This is a genomic window from Lichenifustis flavocetrariae (assembly GCF_026130545.1).
Lineage (GTDB): Bacteria > Pseudomonadota > Alphaproteobacteria > Rhizobiales > Beijerinckiaceae > Lichenihabitans > Lichenihabitans flavocetrariae.
This window is the reverse complement of sequence record NZ_JAMOIM010000005.1, coordinates 173,339-195,840: the sequence shown is the minus strand read 5'-3', so window position 1 is coordinate 195,840 and position 22,502 is coordinate 173,339. Positions and strand designations below refer to the sequence as shown.

The following is a 22,502-nucleotide window of genomic DNA, read 5'->3' as shown; positions in this document are numbered from 1 at the left end:
AGGCGAGACGATGGTGCCCTCCGGGTCGGGAGGTTTGCGATCAGACACGCCGATTATCCCGCACCGGCACGCCAGCCTGTGTAAGGGGGTCGGCACCCAGCGGCAAGTCGGGCCGGCTGAGCGCCGCGGGCGTCGCGCCGTTCAGCGCCGCCGCGAGCTGCACTTTGTCGAGCTCGCCCTCCCATCGGCTGATCACGATCGTCGCGACACCATTGCCCACGAGATTGGTCAAGGCCCGGCACTCGCTCATGAATTTGTCGATGCCGACCAACACGGCCAGGGCCGTGATCGGGATATCGGGCACGACCGTCAATGTCGCGGCCAGCGTGATGAAGCCTGCGCCCGTGACGCCCGACGCGCCTTTGGAGGTCAGCGCTGCGACCAGGAGGATTTGCAGTTCCTGGGCGAGTGTCAGGGGCGTGTTGGTGGCCTGCGCCAGAAACAGGATCGACAGCGTCATATAGATGTTGGTGCCGTCGAGGTTGAAGCTGTAGCCCGTCGGGATCACCAAGCCGACCACCGACTGCGAGGCCCCGAGGCCGCGCATCTTCTGGATCATGCGCGGCAGTACGGTTTCGGACGAGCTCGTGCCGAGAACGATCAGCAATTCGTCCTTGATGTAGACGATGAAGCGGAGAATGGAGAAGCCGGAGTACCAGGCGATTGCGCCGAGCACGACGAGGACGAACAGGACGCTGGTCCCATAGAAGGTCGCGACGAGCGCCCCGAGGCTCAGTAACGATTTGATCCCGAAGGCTCCGATCGTGTAGGCCATCGCCCCGAAGGCACCGATCGGCGCGAAGCGCACGATGATGCCGATGACGCGGAAGAACATGGCGCCCGCCATGTCGATCCCGACCGCGATCCGCTCGCCCGTCTGGCCCAGATGCGCGATCGCGATGCCACTGAGAATCGAGATCAGCAGAACCTGCAGGAGATCGCCTTTGGCGAAAGCGTCGAAATAGCTGCTCGGGATCACGCCCAGCAGGTGGGCCACGATGGAATCCTGTTTCGCGGCCGTCACGTAATTGGCGACGCTGCTCGCATTGATCTTCGCGGGATCGATGTTGAAACCGGCGCCCGGCTGCACGACCTTGGCGACGATCAGGCCGAGCACGAGCGCGACGGTCGACACGACCTCGAAGTAGACAATCGCCTTGATGCCGACGCGTCCGACGCGCTTGAGATCGCCAACGGTCGCGATGCCATGAACCACCGTGCAGAAAATGACGGGGGCGATCATCATGCGGATCAGCGCCACGAAGGCATCGCCGAAAGGCTTCATGGCAGTGCCAAGCGCCGGGTCGAACGCACCGAGCGCAACACCGATCACGATGGCGATCAACACCTGGATGTAGAGGTTTCGATACCAGATCACTCGCGATGGCGCTGCCGCGTCACCTATCGCTCCAACCATTGTTCTCTCCCCGCGGCCGCCTACTCCATCACTGGGTGCGGCATCTGTCCTTCAAGGCCGGCTTCCTGAACCTGCCGACGCCGATCCATGAGAGGGCGCTCTTCGAGAATGGCAAGAAACAGAAGGGCCAGCAACAAGCCCGCGTCGGCCGCCATGAAAACGTTGCGGAAGATGGCCGCGAGATGGGCGGCATCGTTGCCCTTGATGATGCTCGCCGCATCATGATGTCCACCGGCCGATACCCCGCCCAGCAGGATCGAGCCGAAGGCCGCGACGATCAGGGCGCCGCCGAGCGAGCGGAAGAAATTCATGCTCGCCGTTGCGGTCCCGAGTTGGTGCAGCGGGACTGTGTTCTGGATGGTGATCGTGGCGAGCGGCAGGATGGTGCCAAGACCGAGGCTGATCAGCAGCAGCAGCCCTTCGAGTTCGCCGCGCGACAAGCGTCCCACGAAAATCGCGAGACAGGCGCAGGCGCCGACCGAGATCAACATGGCGGCGAGCGGCACGCGCTTGTAATGCTTGAAATAGGTCATCGAGCGGCCCGAGAGGGTCGCCCCCGTGACGGTTCCGACCATCAGCGGGATGAGAGCCACACCTGATTCACTGGCCGTATAGCCGATCACGCCTTCGAGGTAGATCGGCACATAGATCGTGAGGCCGATGAAGGTTCCCATGGCGAAACAGGCCGCCAGCGTCGCCGAATAGACCACCCGGTCGCTGAGCACGGTCAGCGGAATCAGGGGCTCACGCGCGTACATCAGGCGCAGGACGAACAGGGTCCAACCGACAGCGGAGCAGATCAGCAGCGAGAGAATGACCTCCGACGTCCAGGCGTAGCGAATGCCCGCCCAGCTGAGCGCCAAGAGAAGCGTGACCGTCGCGCCGATCAGCAGGACCGCCCCAAGGTAGTCAAGCCGATGTCGCCGCTCGTGCCGGGGCAGGAGCTTGAGCTTGTTGTTCGTCATCGCAAGGGCCGCGATGCCGATCGGCAGGTTGATCCAGAAGATCGACGACCAATGCAGGTGCTCGGCCATGAAGCCGCCCAGGAGCGGGCCGGCGAGAGACGACAAGACGAATACGCTTGCGATAAGCACCTGGTAGCGCGCGCGCTCTTTCGGCGACATGATGTCGCCGATGATGGTTTGCGCGAGCGAGATCAGCCCGCCGCCACCAAAACCCTGCAGCGCGCGCGCGGCGGCGAGCGCCAGCATGGTGGGCGCGAGGGCGCAGGCGAGCGACCCGACCATGAAGGTCGTGATGGCGATCAGCAGGGATATTCTGCGTCCATGGATGTCACTGAACTTGCCATAGAGCGGCGTGACGACCGTCGATGCGAGTAGGTAGGCGGTGACGACCCAGGGGAGGTTGTCGGCATCGCCAAGTTCGCGCCCGATGGTCGGCATGGCGGTCGCCACGATCGTCTGATCGAGGGCGGCCAGCAGCATGGCGGCCATCAGGCCGATGACGATCGAGCGGATCTGGCTGTCGGTCAGACGTGTCTCGGGTCGAGACACGCCAGGAGGGGCATTCATGGTTGCGCTTTCAGGTCGGCCGCGACGCAGCCTCGGGCATGTCAGACCCCGATCCGCCCCACTCCAGGCAATTTCATGGCAGGATGGCGAATGTCGAACCCGATCACGCCGCCGAACAGGTTGAATTCGATGCCCTCCACCCAGGCTAGCGTCAGTCCCACATAGCCACCGAGCGTCATCCGAATGCCTGTTCGGGACGGCGTCGGCGCAAGCCAGCGCCCGTCGATGGGATAATCCTTGCCGATGGCGGTGGGTGGCAAAGCGGTGCAGATCTCCGGAACGGCTTCCATGATGGCGGCCACGAACGTGTTCGAGTTCGGTCCCGGCCAGGCCCGGTAATCGCCTCGGTTGCGGAACTTGTAGCTCTGGATCGCCGCGCGCATGCGGGGGATCATCGCTTCAGCGCTCGCGCCGTCGGCGGCGAAGACGAGATCCGGAATCTGGCCAAACCAGCGCCCATCGGGCTCGAACCCATCCACCCGGATCGGATCGCCCCAGGCCGTGAGGTCCCAGCGTTGATAGCTGGGCGCACCCGCCGGCTTCAGCACGATCCAGGAATGCACCGCGAAGATGCCGCGCCAGCTCACTGTCCGGGCCGCATAGATGCGCACCACAGCACCCGGGACCTTTGCCGCGGGCGCGAGCAGCCCTGCGCTCGATCGATCGGCTGTCCACCACATGCGCGCCGGCGACTGGTAATAGCCGAACGCTCGCCATGCGATCGGCCCGAAGAAGGCGAGGCAGAACAATATGAGCAATGCGGTCACGGGACGGGGCATGATCGGAGAGTTGCGGCAAAAAGCCAAGGCATGACGCATAGCTGGCGATGGCTGGCCGCAACGGCAAGCTGGTCACATTGACCGCAAGCGCTTCGTTCCCATCTCTAGGTGGTCCAAGGATAAGAATGCCATGACCGCATTTTCATCGTCCGTTTCGCCCGCCGTCTCCGATATTGCCCGCCTGACGCGCCTTCGTCGCCTGGCCTGGATGATCGACGGTGCATTTCGCCTGCCGGGCACACGATTTCGCTTCGGACTGAACAGCTTGATCGGTTTGACGCCGGCCGCCGGCGATGCGGTGCTGGCCGCTGTCTCGCTCTATATCGTATGGGAAGGACGCGCGTTGGGCTTGCCGCGCCATAAGCTTGTGAAGATGCTGGGCAACGTGGGTGTCGAGACCCTGGCCGGCGCGGTTCCGGTTCTCGGCGATCTTTTCGACATGACCTACAAGGCCAATCTTCGCAATCTGGCGATCATTGAAGAGCATCTCGGCATCCCTGTCCGGGGTCATCGGCCCGCACGCGCCGCTTAACGCTCGGCTGGGTTCAGTGCCGGAAGAACAGCTCGGCTTGTGGCTGGTCCTGCAGTCGTGCTTATGCCCTGTCGGCGCCGGGTGGGTGATGCGATGCCATCGTATCCGCCGATGTCCGCGAGCCGCCGCGCTCTGGAGCGCGCCCGGCCACCTCGCGGTCGTCACACGGCTACGGGTCGGGAAACGCACGCCTTCGGGAGCCTCGACTAAGAAGTCTGTGCCGCTGGTAACAGACCGGAGCCGACCTATCGCAGCCGCCCGATTGATGAAACACCTTGTCCCAAAACTGTCGCCGGAACTACAATCTTCGGACACTTCGGGGGCTGCGGCGTCACGGCAGCGATCCGGCTGTCAGGGCCGCAAAGCGCCGCAGAAAACGCTCCTGCACAAGCTCCGCCGGAAGCGGCGCGAGATGGCTGTGCCAGCGCGCGGCCTCTGGCAAGGGCGCACCGAAGTAGAGCGTCGCCTCGCTCTCGGAAAAGCCCGCGAGCCCCGAGGCTTCGAGACGGGCCGCCATCTGATCCGCGAGTTTGATCTCCCCCGCCATCGTTTCGGCCACTTCGGCCACGCCGAAGCGGCTCAGCACGGCGGTCAGCACGCGCAGCTCGATCGCCTTGTAGCTTTCGCCCAGCGCCACCTTGAAGGGCGAAATCAGGTCGCCGACCACATATTCGGCCGCATCGTGCAGCAGCGCCGCGAGACCGGCCTTCGCGTCACCTGGCGCCTGACGATCGGTGAAGATCGCTTCCACCAGCAAGGCATGCTGGGCCACGGAAAAGATGTGCGGTCCGGCGGTCTGCCCGTTCCATCGCGCCACTCGGGCCAACCCGTGGGCGATATCCTCGATCGCGACATCGTCGGGATGCGGGTCGAGCAGATCGAGACGTCGACCGGACAGCATGCGCTGCCAGGCGCGCGGCTTTCGCGGGTCGCTCATCGCGACGCCATCGCACGGCAAGCCTCGTGCCGGAAGCAGCCGACGAGATGATCGTTGACCATGCCGACGGCCTGCATGAAGGCATAAAGAATGGTCGGGCCGCAGAAGCTCAAGCCTTGGGCCTTGAGGTGCTTGGCCATCGCCCGCGACGCCTCGCTTTCCACCGGCCCCTCGGCGGTCGTGCGAAACGCATTCTGGCGTGGAGCACCGTCGACGAAACTCCACAACAGCGTACCGAAGCCGTCCCGCTCCTGCTCGGCCAGGAAGAATCGCGCGGTCGCGATCGTGTTGAGGATCTTGGCCTTGTTCCGCACGATTCCGGCATCCGCCATCAGTCGCGCGATCTTGGCCTCGTCGTAGCGGACGATCGTCTCCGGGACGAAACCGTCGAAGGCCAGTCGGAACGCCTCCCGCTTGCGCAGAATGGTGATCCAGGACAGGCCCGCCTGAAAACCGTCGAGGATGAGCTTTTCGAACAGCGCGCGATCATCCCATTCGGGCACGCCCCATTCGGTGTCGTGATAAGCCACGTAAACGGGATCCGCTCCGGCCCACGGGCACCGACACCTCCCGTCGTCATGAGACACAGGATCGACGCGGCGGACGGGCTTCGGACGGGAGGCAGATGGCATGTCCCTTCTTACCGCCTTGCGGGGCCCGTTGGAACCATGGCTTGGTTCCAGGATGTCTCCGCCTTGGCGCTTAACGGACATCATGGCGGCGGCGACGTGATGTCGGCCTCCGCCTCTCCGATCCTCCCGCCCCGGCGCGAAACGCGGCCGGCTTCGGCGTCGTCATAAATCATCGATCGAACATCGACGGCATTGCGGCCGGCCAGCCGATGCGCTACGAGAAACCCAAGCAGGCACCCGTAGCTCAGCTGGATAGAGCGCTGCCCTCCGAAGGCAGAGGTCACACGTTCGAATCGTGTCGGGTGCGCCAATCACCATGCATTCGCTGCCATCAAAGGCCCTTCACCTGGAGCCACGTGCGGAGGGCCTGAATGAGTTCGGCCTTGCGTTCCAGCGGCAGCCAGTGAGCGCCGGGCAGGCTCGTCACGGTGAGGTCCGCGCAGGCCGCGCGCATCGGGTCGCCCAGGCGATTGCCGATGATGCTGTTCATATGATCATAGTCGCCGTTGATGAACAGGACCGGGAGTGACAGTCGGCCGCCATCAGGGGCCTTGCGCGCATAGGCGATGTTGGCGTCGTCGTTGAGATACCACCTGCAGGGAGGGCGGAAGCCATGCGCCTCGAACGCCTGCACCAGCGTTTTGAAGTCCTCGGCCGGCCAGAGAGCCGGGTCTGGTTCGGTCGGCGGTGCGCGATGCGCGGTGCCGAAGCGCCCTCCGTTACGCGTCACCGTCGCGTTCGGCGCGGGCCTGCCGACGCTGGCGGGATCGCCTGGCCGGAAGATCGACGCCAGCGACGCGGCCTTGTCCGCATCCAGGTCGGCGACCGCCGCCTCGAAATGCGTGTTGTAGTAGCGGTAATAATCCCATTGGCCGTCCGGATACAGGTCGGCAGGATAGATTGTCCGGTCGACCAGCGGGACGAGCGTCGGCAGAGCGTTGGCGTCGGGAAAATATGGCACCGAGACCAGCACGACGCCACGGCTGCGCTCGGGGTGATGCGCCACCAGCGCTCCGGCCACGACGCTGCCCCAGTCGTGGCCGACCCAGATCGCAGGCTTGCCGCCGAGGTGGTCATGGAGTTCCGTCATGTCCGCGACGATCTCCTCAATGGTGTAGGCGTCGTTGGCAGCAGGGATGGAAGAGCCGCCGTAGCCGCGCATGTCGGGAACGACGCAGTGCCAGCCGTCGGCCGCGAAGGCCTCGCTCTGGGCGCGCCATATCACGCTGAGCTCCGGCCAGCCGTGCAGGAACATCATCAACGGTCCGTCGGCCGGTCCGCATTCGAGACAGTGGGTCGTGTGGCGAGGCGTGCTGTAGACGCGCGAGGCCAGTGTGGGTCGAAGGGGGGCTGTCATGATCGACACTCCAGTTGAATTCGGACGGCCCTAGGCCTGCTGCCCTGCGCCGAGCGTCTTGCTATTGCGGACGCCACGACAGGCGGCGGGACGCCTCTTCTGTCCACTCTGAACCCGTCACGATGAGGGCCACGACGCTCTCTCGCAGGATGTCCACGTCGGCCTTCTGCGGAGCGGCGGCCGACGGGGGCAGGCCGCGGGGGACTTAAGGCAGCGACCGGTCAGACGTCATCGTTGCCGAATTTTCGGACGAGAATGTTCAATCGGTCCTCGTCGCCGATCGCGGGGATGCGTTCGGATTGCATGAGGACGACCATTCCATGCAGCGCGCTCCACAGCACTTCGGCCAAAAAGACCGATTCTTGTCGATGTGGCCCCAGTGCAGTGACGAAGGCGGCGAAGGCCGCGCGAAGGGCGGGCGGCGTTTCCTCGCTGGCGAATTTGATCTTCGTCGGCAAGACGAACATGGCCTCGTAGACGACCGGCCGCGAGCGGGCAAAATCAAGATAAGCCGCACAGACGTTGCGCAAGGTGTCTGTATCGCCAGTCGCATTTGCGGTTTCCGCCTCCAAGCGTGCCGCAAGTTCCTTGAATCCTCTGGTGGCCACCGCGGCCATGATCTCGGCCTTGCCTTTGAAATGGCTGTAGAGAACCGGCTGGCTATAGTCGATGAGCGCCGCGAGACGGCGCGTGGTGACGGCATCCCAGCCCTCGGCTTCGGCGAGTTCACGCGCGGTGGCCAGAATGAGTTCGTAACGTTCCGCGCGCTGGCGCTCTTTGCGTTCCACGATCGTCATTCAGAAATCCTAACGGCGCACCAACACCTGTCAACGCTAGATTCCCCTTGACGCCCTATTCTAGCATCGCTAGATTAATTGCAGACGACAGGAGCAAGCCCCATGACCCAAGACCATCTGCTGATCCAAATCGGATATGTGCTTTCCGGCCTGATCGCGGCCGCAATCCTCTTCCTCGGCGCGCGCTTTTGGCTGGCACCCTCCATCGCATCGGCCGGGTTTGGCATCGCCGAGTCGCCACCGGCGTCGACTGGATTTAACGCGTGGCTGTCTGTGAAAGGCACACGAGATCTCGCAGCCTGCCTCTTCGTCATCCTGCTCATCGCCAGTGGATCGCCGCGCTTGCTCGGCGAATTCATGCTCATCGCGAGCCTCATCGCCTTCGGCGACATGGTGAGCGTGCTTCGCTCGGGCGGAAGCAGAGCCCTCGCCTTCGGCATGCATGGCATGACGGGGCTGGTCATTGTCGCAACCGGCGCATGCCTGATCATCGGCGCCAGGTGACAACTGATCTCATACTCAACACTGGAAAGGACGAACAATGACGACCCCAACGCACGCTGATCTGGTGAAGCTCGTCCACCTTCTTGCCGAGATCATGTCAAGCCACGATGCGCCGCCCCGCCAACGGTCATAACCCCGCGCCCTGCAGGCCCTCGATCCCGGCAATCACACGCGTTGGAGCGCACCCAAACCCCGCACGCCTGCTGGTCGCGATGGCAACGTAGATCGCCATCGCCACCGGGGCGCCTGACTGATGATCTCTCGACAGGAGACCGCCATGCGAACCTATGAAATGCGAATCTACTCGCTGCGCACCAAAGAGGCGCTCGATTTCTACGCCTCCACAGTCTATCCGCGCCACCTCGAAAATTTCGGGCTGTTCGGCGTCGAGGCTCACGGCCTATGGACCCAGAAATATGATGTGGGGCATCGGGTCTTTGTGTTGGTGTCCTACGCCGAGGGCGACGATCCCGGCGAGGTCGCGCAGCGCTACATAAAGAGCCCAGAGGCCGCGAACGATGCCAGAGGCTTTGATATCGCCGACATCCTCAGCGTCGACTCGACGATCCTCCTCCCGTCGGCAAGTTCTCCGCTTCATTGACGGGCGGCAGGATGGAAGATCAGCGATCAACTCCGCCTTTCTCGGCAGGACCCGCGGACATGATCGTGGGCCTCTTCACCGCATGAGCCACCAAGCAGCGGCAGCGACCGGGAGAATGGGCGTTCTGTCAAAAGCAGACGCTGGCCTGTGTTTCGAGCCCCGACCGATGTCGACCAAAACGGGTCGTTTCTCTTCGTCGGGACGAAGGCCGAGGTTTGGCCCCATTGTCTATGGGCCTGCGATGAGGTCCCTGATCCGGGACGCGAATGCCTCCATGACGAAGGGCTTGGTTAGGACGGCCATGCCGGGTTCGAGGTGCCCATTCCCGATGACGGCGTTCTCGGCGTAGCCTGTGATAAACATCACCTTCAAACCCGGGCGGACGACGCGGCCGGCATCGGCCATCTGGCGACCGTTCATGCCGCCGGGAAGCCCGACATCGGTGATCAGCAGGTCGATGCGGACATCCGACTGGAGCACTTTCAGGCCAGCCACCCCGTCGGCGGCCTCAATGGCGGTATAGCCGAGATCCTCCAGCACCTCGGTCACCAGCATACGCACGGTCGGCTCGTCGTCGACGATAAGCACGGTCTGACCCTGCTCGGCACGCGGCACCTCCGAGAGATCCGGGATCGCGGCGGTGCCTTCGGCCGGGCCATAATGCCGCGGCAGGTAGAGGCACATCGTGGTGCCGTCGCCGACCTCCGAATAGATCCGCACCTGGCCGCCCGATTGGCGCACGAAGCCGTAGATCATCGACAGGCCGAGGCCGGTGCCCTGGCCGATGGGCTTCGTCGTGAAGAACGGCTCAAAGGCCTTCGAGATGACGTCGGGCGTCATCCCCATGCCGGTATCGCTGACGCAGAGTGAGAGATACTGTCCGGGCTCAAGGTCGCGCTCCTTGGCGGCATGGTGGTCCAGCCATTTGTTGGCGGTCTCGATGGTGATGCGGCCGCCATCCGGCATCGCGTCGCGTGCGTTGATGCAGAGGTTCAGCACGGCGTTCTCGAGTTGGCTCGGATCGACCAGGGTCGCCCACAGTCCGGATGCGCCGACCACCTCCAGGGCGATCTCGGGACCGATGGTGCGGCGGACGAGATCCTCCATGCCGGCGACAAGGCGGTTCACGTCGGTCGGCTTCGGGTCGAGCGTCTGACGGCGCGAGAAGGCCAATAGACGATGCGTGAGTGCGGCGGCTCGCTTCGCGGCGCCTTGGGCAGCGTTGATGTAGCGATCGAGTTCCGTGAGCCGGCCCTGGTTCATCCGGGTCTGCAGCAGCTCGAGGCTGCCGGATATGCCGGCGAGCAGGTTGTTGAAGTCGTGTGCAAGGCCGCCGGTGAGCTGGCCCACCGCCTCCATCTTCTGCGATTGGCGCAGGGCTTCCTCGGCGGCCATCAACTCGGCTGTCCGCTCCGCGACGCGCAGCTCCAGGGTTTCTGCGAGCGCCCGCAGTTCCGCGTTCGCACGGTCGCGCTCCGCTTCCACGGCGCGTGTGTCGTCCATGTCGAGAAGGACGCCGGGGAACCGCAGTGGCGTCCCGTCCGGCGCGCAATCGACCCGCCCGTTCGCCTCGATCCAGTGGTAATGTCCGTTGGCGCGTCGCACCCGATATTGGTGGGCGTAGCTGCCGCCGCGCTTGATGACGTCCTTAATGGCTTGGATCAGCCCAGGCTTGTCGTCGGGATGAACGGTCGCGACCACCTGCTCGAGGCTCAAGCCGTCACGACCGAGGGCCGGATCGAGACCGAAGTTGCGCGCGAACCCTTCGTCGACCGTAAACCGGTTTGTCGGCAACTCCCAGACCCAGGTCCCGATGATCGCTCCGGCCGAAAGGGCAAGCTGGACGCGCTCGATGTTCTCCCGGGCGACCGCCTCACTTTCCCGCAGGCGACGCTCGGCGAGCACGCGCTCGGTGGTCTCGACGACGATCGCGATGACGCCAGCCGGGTGCCCGGCTTCGTCGAGCACGGGCGAGTAATCAAGGTTCATCCAGACCTGTTCCGGCACGCCATAGCGGTGGAGGGTAAGTTCCTGGTCCTTGTAGGCGAGCGTACCGCCGGCCAATCCGACCTTCATGACATTGTCGTTGAAGTCGGCGACCTCGGACCAGCCCTCCCGAACCTTGGAGCCGAGCAGCCGCGGATGACGCCCCCCGGCAAAGCCCGAGTAGGCGTCGTTGTAGATCATGACGCCGTCCTCGCCCCAGAGAAGGACGATAGGCACCGGCGAGAGTAGCGTCATGGCGACGGCGGTACGCAGGCTCTGGGCCCAAGTCTCAATGGGACCCAGCGATGTGGCGCCCCAGTCGAGCGCTCGGACGAGCTCTCCGACTTCGCCGCCACCCATGCCTAACGGGTGGACGGAATGGCCTATCGGCACGGTACTGACGTTCACTCCGGCGCCTCGCTCAGATTTGGCGACGGCTCTTTTACATGATCGTCTTAAGAAAGGGGAATTTAGAACGTTACGAGGCCGATAGCGAGTCCGCCTCGCACCAACACCTGCCGTTAACCGCTTGCCAGCTTGCGTACTTTCGAGCCACGATCGATGCGCATTCCGCACCCGACCGGCGCGCCCCCGAGCCCGGATCGGCATGTCGGGCTGGAGGGCCAGGAAGGAGCGTCACATGGCCGATGAGCGTGACATCGCAAATCCGAACCCCATCGAGGGCACCGCCTCCGACATGATCGACGCGAGGCTCAAGGAGCTGAACGACTGGCGGGGCGAGACCCTCGCCCGCATCCGTCAGCTTATCCGAGAGGCGGACCACGATGTGGTCGAGGAGGTGAAGTGGCGCAAGCCGTCGAACCCCGCGGGTGTTCCGACATGGTGCCACGCCGGCATCCTCTGCACTGGCGAAGTCTATAAGGACAAGATCAAGCTGACTTTCGCTCAGGGAGCTTCTCTCGAAGATCCGGCAGGCTTGTTCAACTCAAGCCTGGATGCGGGCGTTCGACGTGCCATCGACATCGGCAGGGGTGAACACATCGACGAAGCTGCCTTTCGGACGTTGATCAAAGCGGCCGTCACCCGCAACACGAGAAAGCGCTGACGTCTCGTTTCTCCACCCGGGCCAGACCTTCGGCGTCGCACCGTGCGGCCTGTTTGCCCCGCGTCATCACCAGACTCCGGGTCGCTGCCGGAGGCTGATATCCGGCTTGGAATTGGTCCGCTTCCAGCCCGATCGACCAGCGATTGCGTCGGCGCAGACGATCCGTCACTATGTTCGCGCAAGCCCCGCTGAAGTCGGGGCGCGGGAGGTGGGAAACGGTCGAAGTGGATGCCATTTTGTTGGCGCGGGGGCTCTCGAAGTCGTTTCGAGGCATTCAAGCGGTCGATGGCGTCAATCTGACGGTCAGGCGCGGCACTATACATGCGCTCATCGGTCCGAATGGTGCAGGGAAGACGACATGCTTCAATCTGCTCACCAAATTCCTGAACCCGACGAAAGGTGTCATCACCTTCAACGGTCATGACATCACACGAAGATCACCCGCCGATGTGGCGCGGCTCGGCTTGGTGCGCTCGTTTCAGATCTCGGCGGTCTTTCCACAATTGACGGTCCTGGAGAACGTTCGCGTGGCGCTACAGCGCAAACGTCGAGACAATTTCGCGTTCTGGCGATCGGACCGCGTGCTCAAGAAGTTGGATGGCCGTGCCGGGCAACTTCTCGAAGAGGTCGGCCTCGAGGGTCAGAGCTCACACCGGGCCGCAGACCTGTCCTACGGGCGCAAGAGAGCCCTCGAACTCGCCACCACTTTGGCGCTCGAGCCCGAACTCCTGCTGCTCGATGAACCCATGGCTGGCATGGCGGTCGAGGAGATCGAGCGGACGGCGGATCTCATCAAGCGCTCTGCCCGAAACCGGACGGTGTTGATGGTGGAACACAACCTGTCCGTGGTCGCGGCATTGTCTGACGAGATCACGGTTCTGGCCCGCGGACACGTGCTCGCGGAGGGAAGTTACGCGACGGTGAGCCGGGACGAGCGTGTGATCGCGTCCTATATCGGGTCGGGTCATGGCTGAGACGCACCCGGCCGGCGCCGCGCCACCGCTCCTGAAAGTGCGAAATCTCGAAGGGTGGTATGGCCCTTCTCACGTGCTGCACGGCGTCGACTTCGACGTTCCGGCTGGCGAGGTTGTCACGCTGCTCGGCCGCAATGGTGCTGGCAAGACCACGATCCTGCGCGCCATCATGGGGGTCCTTGGCCGACGCGCGGGATCTGTACGAATGAACGGCATGGAGCTGATCGATCTCCCGTCGCGGCTCATCGCGCGACGCGGCATCGGCTACTGTCCTGAGGAGCGCGGTATTTTCGCGAGCCTCAGCGTCCGCGAGAATCTCGAACTCCCGCCCGTGATCGGGCCGGGTGGACGATCGACCGGTCAGGTTCTCGACTTGTTCCCCAACCTGCGGGCGCGACTGAATAGTGGCGGGACGCGTCTCTCGGGCGGGGAGCAACAGATGCTGGCGATCGGCCGCATTCTGCGAACGGGCGCGCGCCTGCTTCTGCTCGACGAGCCGACAGAAGGGCTTGCCCCGGTGATCGTGCAGGAGATCGGCCGTGTCATCGCGCAGCTCAAGCGCGATGGCTTTACGGTTCTGCTCGTCGAACAGAATTTTCGCTTCGCCGAGACGATCGCAGACCGTCACTACATCGTCGAGCAGGGCCGGGTCATCGATATGGTCCCGAACGCGGCGCTCGAAGCCAAAAGGGAGCAGTTGCACGGCTATCTCGCGATCTAGGAACGCGGATCCGTGCGACGATCAGGGAGGACGGGAATGGGTGTCGCAAACAGGGTGGCCGCGCTGGCGCTGGCCTTGGCGGCCTTCACAGGCGGTCCGGGACAGGCGGCCGACGTCAAGATCAAGGTTGGCGTATTGAACGATCGATCGGGGATCTATGCGGATCTGGGCGGCGAAGGGTCGGTCGAGGCCGCCCGCATGGCGGTCGAGGACTTCAAGGCGGCCGACAAGGGCATCATGGTCGACATCGTTTCGGCCGATCATCAGAACAAGCCCGACATCGGGGCGAATATCGCGCGCCAATGGTACGATCAGGATGGCGTCGACGTGATCCTCGACGTTCCGACCTCGTCCGTGGCGCTCGCCGTGTCCCAGATCACGCGCGAGAAGAACAAGGTGTTCATCGATTCGGGCGCAGGCGCGGCCGATATCACGGGCAAGCAGTGCTCACCCAATACCATCCTCTGGACCTACGACACCTACGCGCTCGCCAAGGGAACGGCGGGCGCCATGGTCAAGAACGGCGGCAAAAGCTGGTTCTTCCTCACGGCCGACTACGTGTTCGGCCATTCGCTGCAAAAGGATGCCGCCGCCATCGTGACGGCGGCCGGCGGCACGGTCGTGGATAGCGTGAACGTGCCCTTTCCGGCGACCGACTTCTCGTCCTTCCTGCTCCAGGCCCAGGCGTCTCATGCCGACGTCGTTGGTCTCGCCAATGCGGGCGGAGATACGGTGAACGCGATCAAACAGGCCTCCGAGTTCGGCCTCACCCAAGGCGGGCAGAAGCTCGCCGGATTGCTGGTGTTCATCAGCGACGTGAACGCGCTCGGGCTCGAAGCCGCGCAAGGCCTCAACCTCACCGAGGCCTTCTATTGGGATCTCAACGACGGCACCCGTGAATGGTCGAAGCGCTTTGCCGCCCGCCACGGCGGCAAGATGCCGACTATGGTGCAGGCTGGCGTTTACGCCGGCCTGCTGCACTATCTGAAAGCCGTTGATGCGCTGAAGTCGAAGGACGCCGCAGCCGTGCTGGCCAAGATGAAAGCGACGCCGACCGATGATCCGTTGTTCGGACGCGGGTCGATCCGTGTCGACGGGCGCACCCTGCATGACATGTACCTGTTCCAGGTGAAGACCCCGTCGGAATCCAAGGGACCGTGGGACTATTACAAGCTGATCCAGACGGTTCCCGCCGCGGATGCGTTCCGGCCGCTGGGCGAGGGCGGCTGCCCGCTGGTCAAGGGGTGAGCGGGCGGGCCGTCGAGGCATTCAAGACGGGACGCTGAGGCCGCATGCACAGTATTTTCGGCATCCCCACCCCCGCTCTATTCGGCCAACTTCTGCTGGGGCTGATAAATGGCGCCTTCTATGCCATGCTCAGCCTCGGGCTCGCGGTGATCTTCGGGCTGCTCAACGTCGTCAACTTCAGCCATGGCGCCTTCTACATGCTGGGCGCTTTCACGGGATGGCTGCTGCTCGCCGGACTCGGCCTTGGTTATTGGTGGGCTTTGCTGTTGTCCCCCCTCATCGTCGGTGTTCTGGGTATGGCTGTCGAGCGCTTGTTGCTCGCCCGGCTGAAAGGGCTCGACCCTCTCTACGGCCTGTTGCTCACCTTCGGGCTCGCCCTGATCATCCAGGGCGTATTTCGCAACATCTTCGGCGTATCCGGACTGCCTTACGGGGTTCCATCGCAACTCGCCGGCGCCCGCAATCTCGGCTTCATGATCCTGCCGAATTACCGAGGGTGGGTCATCGGCCTGAGCCTCCTGGTCTGCCTCGCAACCTGGCTTGGCATCGAGAAAACGCGCCTTGGCGCCACGCTTCGCGCCGCCACCGAGAACGCGACCCTGACAGAAGCGTTCGGCATCAACGTGCCGCGCCTCGTCACCCTCACTTACGGCTTCGGGACCGCTCTGGCGGCGCTCGCGGGCGTATTGGCCGCGCCAATCTATTCGGTCAACCCCAATATGGGCGCCGACCTCATCATCACCGTGTTTGTCGTGGTGGTGATCGGCGGCATGGGCTCGATTCTTGGGTCCATCGTCACGGGCTTTGGCCTCGGGCTTGCCGAAGGGCTCACGCGGCTGGTCTATCCCGCCGGTTCAGCCACAGTGGTTTTCGTTATTATGATCGTCGTGCTTTTGGTGAAGCCCGCCGGCTTGTTCGGTCGATCCACGTGAGCGCGACCGCCGAGAGCAATGCCGCGACGAAGCCCCCCGTGAAGGCTACGGCGGCCGCGTCCCGCTTGTGGGGGTTCGGCGTGGTCGCGCTGCTGATCATTCTCGGGCCAGTCGTCGTTTACCCCGTGCTCCTGATGAAGGTGATGTGCTTTGCGCTCTTCGCGGCGGGGTTCAACCTTCTGCTCGGCTTCGGGGGGCTCCTGTCCTTCGGACATGCAGCCTATTTCGGCATCGGCAGCTATGTCAGCGCCTATGCGGCGAAAGCGTGGGGTTGGCCACCTGAGGCGGCGGTCACGGCCGGAACCGCCGCTGGCGCTCTGCTCGGCGTGATCTTCGGTGTCGTGGCGATCCGCCGACAGGGGATCTATTTCGCGATGATCACGCTGGCCCTTGCCCAGCTCATCTATTTCGTCTGTCTCCAAGTGCCATTCACCGGAGGGGAGGACGGTTTGCAGTCCGTACCGAGAGGCAAGCTGCTCGGCCTCGTCGACCTGTCGAACGACCTGACCCTGTACGGGGTCGTAAGCGTCGTGTTTTTTCTCACGCTGTTGCTGGTAAGCCGGATTGTGCACTCGCCCTTCGGACACGTCCTTCGGGCCATTCGCGACAACGAGGCGCGCGCGATCTCTCTCGGCTACAAGACCGTCTGGTACCGGCTTGCCGTGTTCGTATTGTCAACGGTCGTCTGTGCTCTCGCGGGCGCGATGAAAGCCATCGTGTTCCAGCTTGCGTCGCTCACGGACGTTCACTGGACGACGTCGGGCGAGGTGGTGTTGATGACGTTGGTCGGCGGCATGGGCACGCTCTTCGGTCCACTGGTCGGCGCGGCCGTGGTGGTCGCGGCCGAGTTCTACCTCGCGTCCATCGGCTCCTGGGTTCAGGTGATCGAGGGTGGCATCTTCGTGGCCTGCGTGCTCGGCTTTCGCGCCGGAATTGTCGGAACTCTGGCCGATTTTGGCCGCCGATCCATCGCGGCCCGTCAGGGAGCCAGCGCACGGGCTGCCGTCAACTGAGCTTGAACAGGGGCAGGCCTCATTCCAGGCATGGGCTGACAGGCTGGGGCGCGACGATGGTCCGCCCTATCTCCTGAAGCGAGACAACCACGGGCCTCTGCTTTACGCCTTTTCGTCGTAACTGCGGTGAGTGGGGGGTCGAGCATCCTCGGATTGCCGGTCTCAGTGGCACAAACCTCGCGGCGCACGCACGGGCCTGCATGTCCCCGCAGCCTCAGACCACGGTTCCGCGCATACCAGCCTCGCCAGGGCCTGCCGGCATTGCGCTCGTCACCTGCCCACCCCACCCTAAGAAAACAGCGACCGCCTGGAGTTCTTGATGCCAAATGTCGCGACGATCCAACCTGGTGACTACGCTGACGCGCCTGAAACCGGGCTGTGGCCCGCCCGCCGGACCTCGGTGCTCGACTGGCTTGTCAACCGAACCCGCGATCAGCGCTTTCTCGACAACATTTTCGTCGAGCTCTGTCAGCGCCTCGAGGCGAGCGGGGTTGGTGTCGCCCGTGCTGCGATGTTTCTGCAGACCAATCATCCCCAGTGGCTCGGCGTTCGCATCTACTGGCGCCGCGGCATGACAGAAGCGGAAATGAAAGGATCTGAATACGAGTCGGTGGATTCGGACACCTATCTCCGCAGCCCGGCCGCGGCGATCCATGCGGGTGTGCCGGAGATCCGCGCCCGCCTGCACGCCACACCCGGGGCCGATGATGCTTTCCCGATCCTGCAAGACATGCGTCAGGAGGGCATGACCGACTATGTCGCCTGGCCGTTTTCGTTCACGCTCGGGAAGCAGCACTTCATCACCTTCGCGACCGACCGGCCGGGCGGCTTCCGGGACGACGAACTCACACAGCTGGTCGAACTGCTCCCCGTCCTCGCGACCGTGGTCGACCTCAGGCTCAAGAACCGCCTGGCGCGGCTGCTGCTCGACACCTATGTCGGCCCGCACGCCGGCGAGGCGATTCTGGGAGGGGCCACGAGGCGCGGCAGCGGCTTTACTGTTGAAGCAGCGATCGTCGTGGTCGACCTGCGAGGCTTCACGTCCATCTCCGATTTATGGCCACGGGACGACGTGATCGCTCTCCTGAATGACTATTTCGATGCGCTGTCCGAGCCCATCGAGAAACACGGGGGCGAGATCCTGAAATTCATGGGCGATGGCTTGCTCGCCATCTTCCCCGACGATGCCAAAGCCGCGACCCGGGCCGTGGCGGACATCTGCAGGTCCATGGCGGCCCTCAACCTTTCGCGGCAGGCGAGCGGCCAAGACCCGCTCGGGTACGGTGTGGGCGTCAACTTCGGCGACGTCATGTACGGCAATATCGGTTCGCGCACGCGGCTGGACTTCACGGTGATCGGGCCTGCCGTGAACATCGCCTCCCGGCTTGAGACTCTCACAAAGACGGTGGAACCGCATGTGCTGTTCTCGGCGGCCTTTGTGGCCCGCACGGGCTGCCGGGCGATGCTGAAGCCCGTCGGCACCTATCCGGTGCAAGGTGTCGGTCAGCCGATCGACGTCTACACCTTCGCCGAAGACCCCGTCCTGTCGGAGCCCCAAAGCTGCTCTGCCGAAAAGGGCTGACGCTCAGGCGAACTAAAGGCGCGCTATTGCGGTCGCTCTTACAGCAAGGATCTCTCTATGCTATGAAGTGGTGCGAGCCGAGATTGCATCGGTCACCCCATCGATCTACGCACGCCTTCGGCGGGTGGCGACATTCTCGCCAAGCCGCGCCACCTGCTCGCCACGACATTGGGCGTCTCGTGAAAACAGGGGCTCGATACGATCGGCGAGGAAGGACTTGTCCTCTCCTCGCAGATCGAGGTGGGTCTCGGGGCCAACGATCGGCTGAAATACTATTTCTGATTGCTTCAGATCGCCAGAGGTTGCCAAAAGTTGTGCATCCAGATCGGTCGACACCAACTCGTTCCCGACTCAATCATTGACGATCGCCACCTTGATGGCGGAGCCGCGTTCGGCGGTGGCTAGCGCTTCGGCGATCGAGGGCAATCCGTACCGGTGCGTGACGAAAGGCGCGACATCGATGCGCTTCCGCGCAAGAAGGTCAAGCGCACGCTCGAAATGGATCCGGCTCAGCCCGAAGGCGCCCGTGAGGATCAATTCGCTGTAGTGGATCAGGTTGATGTCGAGCGGCGCGCTTTCGCCGATCGAGAAGCCCGCGAACAGACTGACGCGACCACGGCGGCGAACCAGATGGAGGGCCATGTCGGCCAGCGCCGGGACTCCGATGGCGACGATCGCGACATCGGCGCCGAGCCCGCGTGTCTGGTCGAGCACGATGGCGCGAAGATCCTCGCTTGTCGGGTCGACCGTGAAATCGGCCCCTGCGATCAGGGCCGCCTCCCGGCGCGATGCGCTCGGTTCGCTGACGATGACGAGGCTCGCGCCCGAGAAGCGGGCAAGCTTGACGTGGAGCAGCCCGATCGGCCCCGCCCCGAGGATCACCACGGAATCACCCGGCCCAACCGCCACCTTTTCCTGGCCGTTGATCACGCAGGCGAAGGGCTCAGCGAGGGCCGCCTCCTCGAAAGCGAGGTTCTCCGGAATCTCGTGCACGTTGCCGGTTGCGAGCGCGCGAGCCGGCACGCGGACATACTCGGCAAAAGCCCCATCGATCTCATAGCCGATGGCAGTGAGGTTCTGGCAGATATTCTCATGGCCGAGCTTGCAGTAGGCGCAGGCCCCACACGGGATCGCAGGATCGATGCAGACGCGCTGCCCGACCCGGAACGGCCCCTCTGCATCGGCCTCGACGATCTCGCCCGCGAATTCATGGCCGATGACGGACGGGTATCGTACACCCGCCGTCTTGCGCCCCCGAAAGATGCGGATGTCGGTCCCACAGACCGTCGCGGCGCGAACCTTGACGATCAGGTCGCCCGGCTCGCGCTTCGGGTCGGGCACATCGCGGAGCTCCATGACGTTGGGAGCCTGCAACAATCCTGCTTTCATAGAGACCTCCGTGGCCGGCGTCGGGGCGCCGTCGCGCCGTGTCAGGCGGCGTGAGATACGGATTCGGCCGCCGCCATCGCGGCTGCGATGGCGGCAAACCGCGCGAATTTTCGCTGGTAGGCGGCATGGCGAGTCGGGTCCGGCTCATAGCCGCGTGTGATCTTGACCAGGTGGCGCACCGCCCCTTCGAGACTGGGATAAAGCCCGAGCGCGGTCGCCACCGAAAGCGCCGCGCCCTGCGCGCCAAGTTCCGTGCAGGAAGGCACTTCGATCCTTAGACCGAGCACATCGGGTAAGATCTGTGGCCAGACCGCGCTGCGCGCCGCCCCGCCGGCCAAGCGTCCCACCGTGGGTGCCGCGGCGTCGTCGCCCCGGCGCAGGCGATCGATGTCGCTGCATGATGACCGGCTCGGCCGCCTCCCCGTATCCCAACAGGCTCCATTCGGCCGCAAGCGCTCCCGCGCGGCTATCGGATAAAATGATGCCCGGCAGAACCAGGTGGCCATGCCGGTCGACGGCATAGAGGCCGTTGCCGTGCCCTGTCGTGGGACATCCCCATAATGTCGGCGGCGGCGGTGCCGCTTTTCTCGAGGACATTCCGAAAATCCTGAGACACAGTCTGTAAATATGAACTTAAGAACTTTACATAACACAAATGTATTGGCAGTTGCCAGTAGCGCGGCTTGAATCGACGAAGAAGATCAGCCGGAGCTGGCTTACGCGGCCTGTGTCGCGTCGGGAGAAGTGGGCTCAGGATGTCACAGGCGGTCGGCTTCAGCCGACAGCGATCGCACTGCCGTTGAGGAGGCCGGTCCCGACCCCTCGCCTCGTTCGGCGCTGATCTGCGACGTTCGATCCCCCATCCCGCCCCGACACGAGAAGCGGTCTGTCCATCAAACCCGGAGGATTTCATGCCTTCTTTGAAGACGTTGAGTGTTGGCAGCGCCGTCTCGCTCGCCGCCATGTCAGTCGCTGGCACCGCCTTTGCGGCCGGCGCCGATCAAGGTGGCCTGATCCACCTGGCCACCAAGCAGACCATCGGTTCATCCCGAAGGTGATCCATCCCTGGTACGAGGTCGTGACGGCCGGCTCGATGTTTGCGGCCGAGGAGTTCAAGAAGTCGGGGATCGACGTCGATGTGCGGTGGGATCAACCTCTGCAAGCTGACGTGTCCGACCACAACCAGCGCGCCGAGACCAATATTGGTACGGCACAGTGCTCCTGAATGTTCGGGCTATTGGCAGCGCGTCATCATCGGCTCCGCGGTGCTCGTCGACCTGTTTCGGCGCAAATAGGCGAGGCAGTGCCGTCGCGCTCGTCTATGCTAAGAGGGACCATCGAAGAAACAGCGGGTTACGGCGTGGCCGAAGACTACGACCTTGAACAGGACATAAGGACCCGGGCGGCGTGGCTGTATTACATGGAAGGGCTGACCCAGGACGCGGTGGCTCAGATCCTCGGACTGACCAGGGCGCGGGTGCTACGCATGCTCGCGGCCTGCCGGGAAGACGGTACCGTGCAGATCCGCGTCACCACCCAAATGAGCCACTGCACGGAGCTCGGCCGCCGTCTCGAACAGCGGTTCGGATTGGAGCGGGCGGTCGTTATTCCGCAGCCGCAGGACGACGAGAAGATTCCGGCATTGATCGGCGCCGCGACCGGCGCCCTGCTGCAGGACATGCTCGAAGACGGGATGACGGTGGGTCTCGGCTGGGGACGCACATTGAGTTCGAGCTTGCCTCACATCCAGCAGCGGCGGTTCGAGAAGATGACCGTGGTCTCCCTCCTCGGCGGCCTGACGCGGGCCGCCCTGTTCAACCCCTCGGAATTCGCCTGGCGTTTTGCCGATCGTCTCGGGGCCGAGTGCTTCATGATGGCGGCGCCCGTCTACGCGCCGGACACGCGAACCCGGGAGGCCCTCGTCAATCATAGCGGGCTTGAAGACATTTTCAGGCACGCGCAAAAGCTCGATCTCGCCATCGTGAGCGTCGGTGACCTGTCGCCCAACTCGACACTCAGTCGCTACGATCTGATCGGTCGCGAGGATGTGGGTTCGCTCGTCCGCGGTGGCGCGGTCGGCGACCTCCTTTGTCGATTCATCGATGCGAAAGGCAAGGTCCTCGACCACCCCCTGAATGACCGCGTCATTTCCGCGACCCCGGCCATGCTGCGCAGCGCGAGGAAAATCATCTTGTCCTCCGGGGGATGGGAAAAAGCCGATGTCATTCGCGCGGCGCTCCTGTTGATCGAACCGCAATGCCTCGTGACCGACGAACATATCGCCGAGGTGCTGGTGAACTGACGGAACGCCATTTTTGCAGCTGCATGACGGCGGATCTGCGTTTCGTCGCATGTTGAGGAGCCCGCTCACCTTCGCCGAAGCCTCCTCGGCCCGTGTACTACCGTCCCGTCTACCGTATTGATCCACTCATACGGCCATTCGCCGCGCCCAAAGCGCAACCCATTGCCGACATGACAGTCTATACGGGTCGACATTTCATCG

The 22,502-nt window shown here is 63.8% G+C and carries 24 protein-coding genes and 1 tRNA gene; 14 read left to right on the top strand and 11 right to left on the bottom strand.

Annotated features, from left to right (window positions below; genetic code table 11):
• Window positions 1–40: 40 nt before the first annotated feature.
• From M8523_RS10095 to M8523_RS10085, 3 genes are read right to left on the bottom strand one after another with little or no spacing between them, the layout of a single operon-like run.
• Complete coding sequence (locus M8523_RS10095) at window positions 41–1,417, bottom strand: dicarboxylate/amino acid:cation symporter (protein ID WP_282584731.1); 1,377 nt, start codon at window positions 1,415–1,417, stop codon at window positions 41–43.
• Window positions 1,418–1,437: 20 nt separating this feature from the next.
• The gene (locus M8523_RS10090) at window positions 1,438–2,949 is read right to left on the bottom strand and encodes an MDR family MFS transporter (protein ID WP_282584730.1); all 1,512 of its coding nucleotides are present in this window, start codon (window positions 2,947–2,949) and stop codon (window positions 1,438–1,440) included.
• A 41-nt stretch (window positions 2,950–2,990) separates the two neighbouring features.
• The gene (locus M8523_RS10085; protein ID WP_428350234.1) at window positions 2,991–3,767 is read right to left on the bottom strand and encodes a DUF3750 domain-containing protein; all 777 of its coding nucleotides are present in this window, start codon (window positions 3,765–3,767) and stop codon (window positions 2,991–2,993) included.
• Window positions 3,768–3,858: 91 nt separating this feature from the next.
• On the opposite strand from M8523_RS10085, the gene M8523_RS10080 reads away from it, so the two are divergent.
• Window positions 3,859–4,260, top strand: a complete 402-nt coding sequence (locus tag M8523_RS10080) for a DUF4112 domain-containing protein (protein WP_282584728.1) — start codon at window positions 3,859–3,861, stop codon at window positions 4,258–4,260.
• 331 nt (window positions 4,261–4,591) lie between these two features.
• Here M8523_RS10080 and M8523_RS10075 read toward each other — a convergent pair whose 3' ends face one another.
• Together M8523_RS10075 and M8523_RS10070 are read right to left on the bottom strand one after the other, a co-directional pair.
• Window positions 4,592–5,197, bottom strand: a complete 606-nt coding sequence (locus M8523_RS10075; RefSeq protein WP_282584727.1) for an HD domain-containing protein — start codon at window positions 5,195–5,197, stop codon at window positions 4,592–4,594.
• Complete coding sequence (locus tag M8523_RS10070; RefSeq protein WP_282584726.1) at window positions 5,194–5,829, bottom strand: DNA-3-methyladenine glycosylase I; 636 nt, start codon at window positions 5,827–5,829, stop codon at window positions 5,194–5,196. The genes M8523_RS10075 and M8523_RS10070 overlap by 4 nt, the downstream gene beginning before the upstream one ends.
• A gap of 233 nt (window positions 5,830–6,062) precedes the next feature.
• On the opposite strand from M8523_RS10070, the gene M8523_RS10065 reads away from it, so the two are divergent.
• Window positions 6,063–6,139 (top strand) — tRNA-Arg (locus tag M8523_RS10065).
• A gap of 21 nt (window positions 6,140–6,160) precedes the next feature.
• On the opposite strand, the gene M8523_RS10060 is transcribed toward M8523_RS10065, so the two are convergent.
• Both M8523_RS10060 and M8523_RS10055 read right to left on the bottom strand, forming a co-directional pair.
• Window positions 6,161–7,186, bottom strand: a complete 1,026-nt coding sequence (locus M8523_RS10060) for an alpha/beta fold hydrolase (RefSeq protein WP_282584725.1) — start codon at window positions 7,184–7,186, stop codon at window positions 6,161–6,163.
• 221 nt (window positions 7,187–7,407) lie between these two features.
• On the bottom strand, window positions 7,408–7,983 hold the full coding sequence (locus M8523_RS10055; RefSeq protein WP_282584724.1) for a TetR/AcrR family transcriptional regulator: 576 nt from the start codon (window positions 7,981–7,983) through the stop codon (window positions 7,408–7,410).
• Between the two features lie 102 nt (window positions 7,984–8,085).
• Here M8523_RS10055 and M8523_RS10050 point away from each other — a divergent pair, with 102 nt between their 5' ends.
• Both M8523_RS10050 and M8523_RS10045 read left to right on the top strand, forming a co-directional pair.
• Window positions 8,086–8,487: a DUF4267 domain-containing protein gene (locus M8523_RS10050; RefSeq protein ID WP_282584723.1), complete on the top strand. Its 402-nt coding sequence runs from the start codon at window positions 8,086–8,088 to the stop codon at window positions 8,485–8,487.
• A gap of 277 nt (window positions 8,488–8,764) precedes the next feature.
• Entirely contained in the window at window positions 8,765–9,088 is a 324-nt protein-coding gene (locus tag M8523_RS10045; RefSeq protein ID WP_282584722.1) for an NIPSNAP family protein, read from the top strand.
• A 228-nt stretch (window positions 9,089–9,316) separates the two neighbouring features.
• On the opposite strand, the gene M8523_RS10040 is transcribed toward M8523_RS10045, so the two are convergent.
• Complete coding sequence (locus M8523_RS10040) at window positions 9,317–11,434, bottom strand: ATP-binding protein (protein WP_282584828.1); 2,118 nt, start codon at window positions 11,432–11,434, stop codon at window positions 9,317–9,319.
• Window positions 11,435–11,714: 280 nt separating this feature from the next.
• On the opposite strand from M8523_RS10040, the gene M8523_RS10035 reads away from it, so the two are divergent.
• From M8523_RS10035 to M8523_RS10005, 7 genes are all read left to right on the top strand, one after another.
• Window positions 11,715–12,140, top strand: coding sequence for a DUF1801 domain-containing protein (locus tag M8523_RS10035; RefSeq protein ID WP_282584721.1), 426 nt, complete (start codon window positions 11,715–11,717; stop codon window positions 12,138–12,140).
• A gap of 170 nt (window positions 12,141–12,310) precedes the next feature.
• Window positions 12,311–13,114, top strand: a complete 804-nt coding sequence (locus M8523_RS10030; protein WP_282584720.1) for an ABC transporter ATP-binding protein — start codon at window positions 12,311–12,313, stop codon at window positions 13,112–13,114.
• Window positions 13,107–13,835 carry an ABC transporter ATP-binding protein gene (locus M8523_RS10025; RefSeq protein WP_282584719.1) on the top strand — a complete coding sequence of 243 codons (729 nt, stop codon included), beginning with the start codon at window positions 13,107–13,109 and terminating at the stop codon, window positions 13,833–13,835. Before M8523_RS10030 ends, M8523_RS10025 begins: the two co-directional genes overlap by 8 nt.
• A 36-nt stretch (window positions 13,836–13,871) precedes the next feature.
• Window positions 13,872–15,083, top strand: a complete 1,212-nt coding sequence (locus M8523_RS10020; protein ID WP_282584718.1) for an ABC transporter substrate-binding protein — start codon at window positions 13,872–13,874, stop codon at window positions 15,081–15,083.
• A gap of 44 nt (window positions 15,084–15,127) precedes the next feature.
• Window positions 15,128–16,015: a branched-chain amino acid ABC transporter permease gene (locus tag M8523_RS10015; protein WP_282584717.1), complete on the top strand. Its 888-nt coding sequence runs from the start codon at window positions 15,128–15,130 to the stop codon at window positions 16,013–16,015.
• Window positions 16,012–17,028, top strand: coding sequence for a branched-chain amino acid ABC transporter permease (locus M8523_RS10010; protein ID WP_428350228.1), 1,017 nt, complete (start codon window positions 16,012–16,014; stop codon window positions 17,026–17,028). The genes M8523_RS10015 and M8523_RS10010 overlap by 4 nt, the downstream gene beginning before the upstream one ends.
• A 319-nt stretch (window positions 17,029–17,347) precedes the next feature.
• Window positions 17,348–18,610 carry an adenylate/guanylate cyclase domain-containing protein gene (locus M8523_RS10005; protein WP_282584716.1) on the top strand — a complete coding sequence of 421 codons (1,263 nt, stop codon included), beginning with the start codon at window positions 17,348–17,350 and terminating at the stop codon, window positions 18,608–18,610.
• 105 nt (window positions 18,611–18,715) lie between these two features.
• On the opposite strand, the gene M8523_RS10000 is transcribed toward M8523_RS10005, so the two are convergent.
• From M8523_RS10000 to M8523_RS36575, 3 genes are read right to left on the bottom strand one after another with little or no spacing between them, the layout of a single operon-like run.
• On the bottom strand, window positions 18,716–18,946 hold the full coding sequence (locus M8523_RS10000; protein ID WP_282584715.1) for a hypothetical protein: 231 nt from the start codon (window positions 18,944–18,946) through the stop codon (window positions 18,716–18,718).
• Window positions 18,947–18,961: 15 nt separating this feature from the next.
• Window positions 18,962–19,999 carry a zinc-dependent dehydrogenase gene (locus M8523_RS09995; protein WP_282584714.1) on the bottom strand — a complete coding sequence of 346 codons (1,038 nt, stop codon included), beginning with the start codon at window positions 19,997–19,999 and terminating at the stop codon, window positions 18,962–18,964.
• A 41-nt stretch (window positions 20,000–20,040) separates the two neighbouring features.
• Window positions 20,041–20,265: a hypothetical protein gene (locus M8523_RS36575; RefSeq protein WP_345894237.1), complete on the bottom strand. Its 225-nt coding sequence runs from the start codon at window positions 20,263–20,265 to the stop codon at window positions 20,041–20,043.
• Between the two features lie 645 nt (window positions 20,266–20,910).
• Between M8523_RS36575 and M8523_RS09985 the strand changes: the two genes are divergently transcribed.
• The 3 genes from M8523_RS09985 (at window position 20,911) to M8523_RS09975 (ending at window position 22,301) form a co-directional block, all read left to right on the top strand.
• Entirely contained in the window at window positions 20,911–21,057 is a 147-nt protein-coding gene (locus M8523_RS09985) for a hypothetical protein (protein WP_282584713.1), read from the top strand.
• Complete coding sequence (locus tag M8523_RS09980; RefSeq protein ID WP_282584712.1) at window positions 21,054–21,224, top strand: hypothetical protein; 171 nt, start codon at window positions 21,054–21,056, stop codon at window positions 21,222–21,224. Before M8523_RS09985 ends, M8523_RS09980 begins: the two co-directional genes overlap by 4 nt.
• Window positions 21,225–21,320: 96 nt before the next feature.
• Complete coding sequence (locus M8523_RS09975; RefSeq protein ID WP_282584711.1) at window positions 21,321–22,301, top strand: sugar-binding transcriptional regulator; 981 nt, start codon at window positions 21,321–21,323, stop codon at window positions 22,299–22,301.
• Window positions 22,302–22,502 lie beyond the last annotated feature (201 nt).

Excerpts from the sequence above, each read along its gene's own strand:
- M8523_RS09985 (WP_282584713.1), top strand. The coding sequence starts at position 20,911 with ATGCCTTCTTTGAAGACGTTGAGTGTTGGCAGCGCCGTCTCGCTCGCC.
- M8523_RS10035 (WP_282584721.1), top strand. The coding sequence starts at position 11,715 with ATGGCCGATGAGCGTGACATCGCAAATCCGAACCCCATCGAGGGCACC.
- M8523_RS10055 (WP_282584724.1), bottom strand. The coding sequence starts at position 7,983 with ATGACGATCGTGGAACGCAAAGAGCGCCAGCGCGCGGAACGTTACGAA.
- M8523_RS10020 (WP_282584718.1), top strand. The coding sequence starts at position 13,872 with ATGGGTGTCGCAAACAGGGTGGCCGCGCTGGCGCTGGCCTTGGCGGCC.
- M8523_RS10075 (WP_282584727.1), bottom strand. The coding sequence starts at position 5,197 with ATGAGCGACCCGCGAAAGCCGCGCGCCTGGCAGCGCATGCTGTCCGGT.
- M8523_RS10085 (WP_428350234.1), bottom strand. The coding sequence starts at position 3,767 with ATGCGTCATGCCTTGGCTTTTTGCCGCAACTCTCCGATCATGCCCCGT.
- M8523_RS09975 (WP_282584711.1), top strand. The coding sequence starts at position 21,321 with ATGCTAAGAGGGACCATCGAAGAAACAGCGGGTTACGGCGTGGCCGAA.
- M8523_RS10015 (WP_282584717.1), top strand. The coding sequence starts at position 15,128 with ATGCACAGTATTTTCGGCATCCCCACCCCCGCTCTATTCGGCCAACTT.
- M8523_RS10090 (WP_282584730.1), bottom strand. The coding sequence starts at position 2,949 with ATGAATGCCCCTCCTGGCGTGTCTCGACCCGAGACACGTCTGACCGAC.
- M8523_RS10045 (WP_282584722.1), top strand. The coding sequence starts at position 8,765 with ATGCGAACCTATGAAATGCGAATCTACTCGCTGCGCACCAAAGAGGCG.
- M8523_RS10030 (WP_282584720.1), top strand. The coding sequence starts at position 12,311 with ATGTTCGCGCAAGCCCCGCTGAAGTCGGGGCGCGGGAGGTGGGAAACG.
- M8523_RS10025 (WP_282584719.1), top strand. The coding sequence starts at position 13,107 with ATGGCTGAGACGCACCCGGCCGGCGCCGCGCCACCGCTCCTGAAAGTG.
- M8523_RS10095 (WP_282584731.1), bottom strand. The coding sequence starts at position 1,417 with ATGGTTGGAGCGATAGGTGACGCGGCAGCGCCATCGCGAGTGATCTGG.
- M8523_RS10060 (WP_282584725.1), bottom strand. The coding sequence starts at position 7,186 with ATGACAGCCCCCCTTCGACCCACACTGGCCTCGCGCGTCTACAGCACG.
- M8523_RS09995 (WP_282584714.1), bottom strand. The coding sequence starts at position 19,999 with ATGAAAGCAGGATTGTTGCAGGCTCCCAACGTCATGGAGCTCCGCGAT.
- M8523_RS10040 (WP_282584828.1), bottom strand. The coding sequence starts at position 11,434 with ATGGGTGGCGGCGAAGTCGGAGAGCTCGTCCGAGCGCTCGACTGGGGC.
- M8523_RS10050 (WP_282584723.1), top strand. The coding sequence starts at position 8,086 with ATGACCCAAGACCATCTGCTGATCCAAATCGGATATGTGCTTTCCGGC.
- M8523_RS10070 (WP_282584726.1), bottom strand. The coding sequence starts at position 5,829 with ATGCCATCTGCCTCCCGTCCGAAGCCCGTCCGCCGCGTCGATCCTGTG.
- M8523_RS10080 (WP_282584728.1), top strand. The coding sequence starts at position 3,859 with ATGACCGCATTTTCATCGTCCGTTTCGCCCGCCGTCTCCGATATTGCC.
- M8523_RS10005 (WP_282584716.1), top strand. The coding sequence starts at position 17,348 with ATGCCAAATGTCGCGACGATCCAACCTGGTGACTACGCTGACGCGCCT.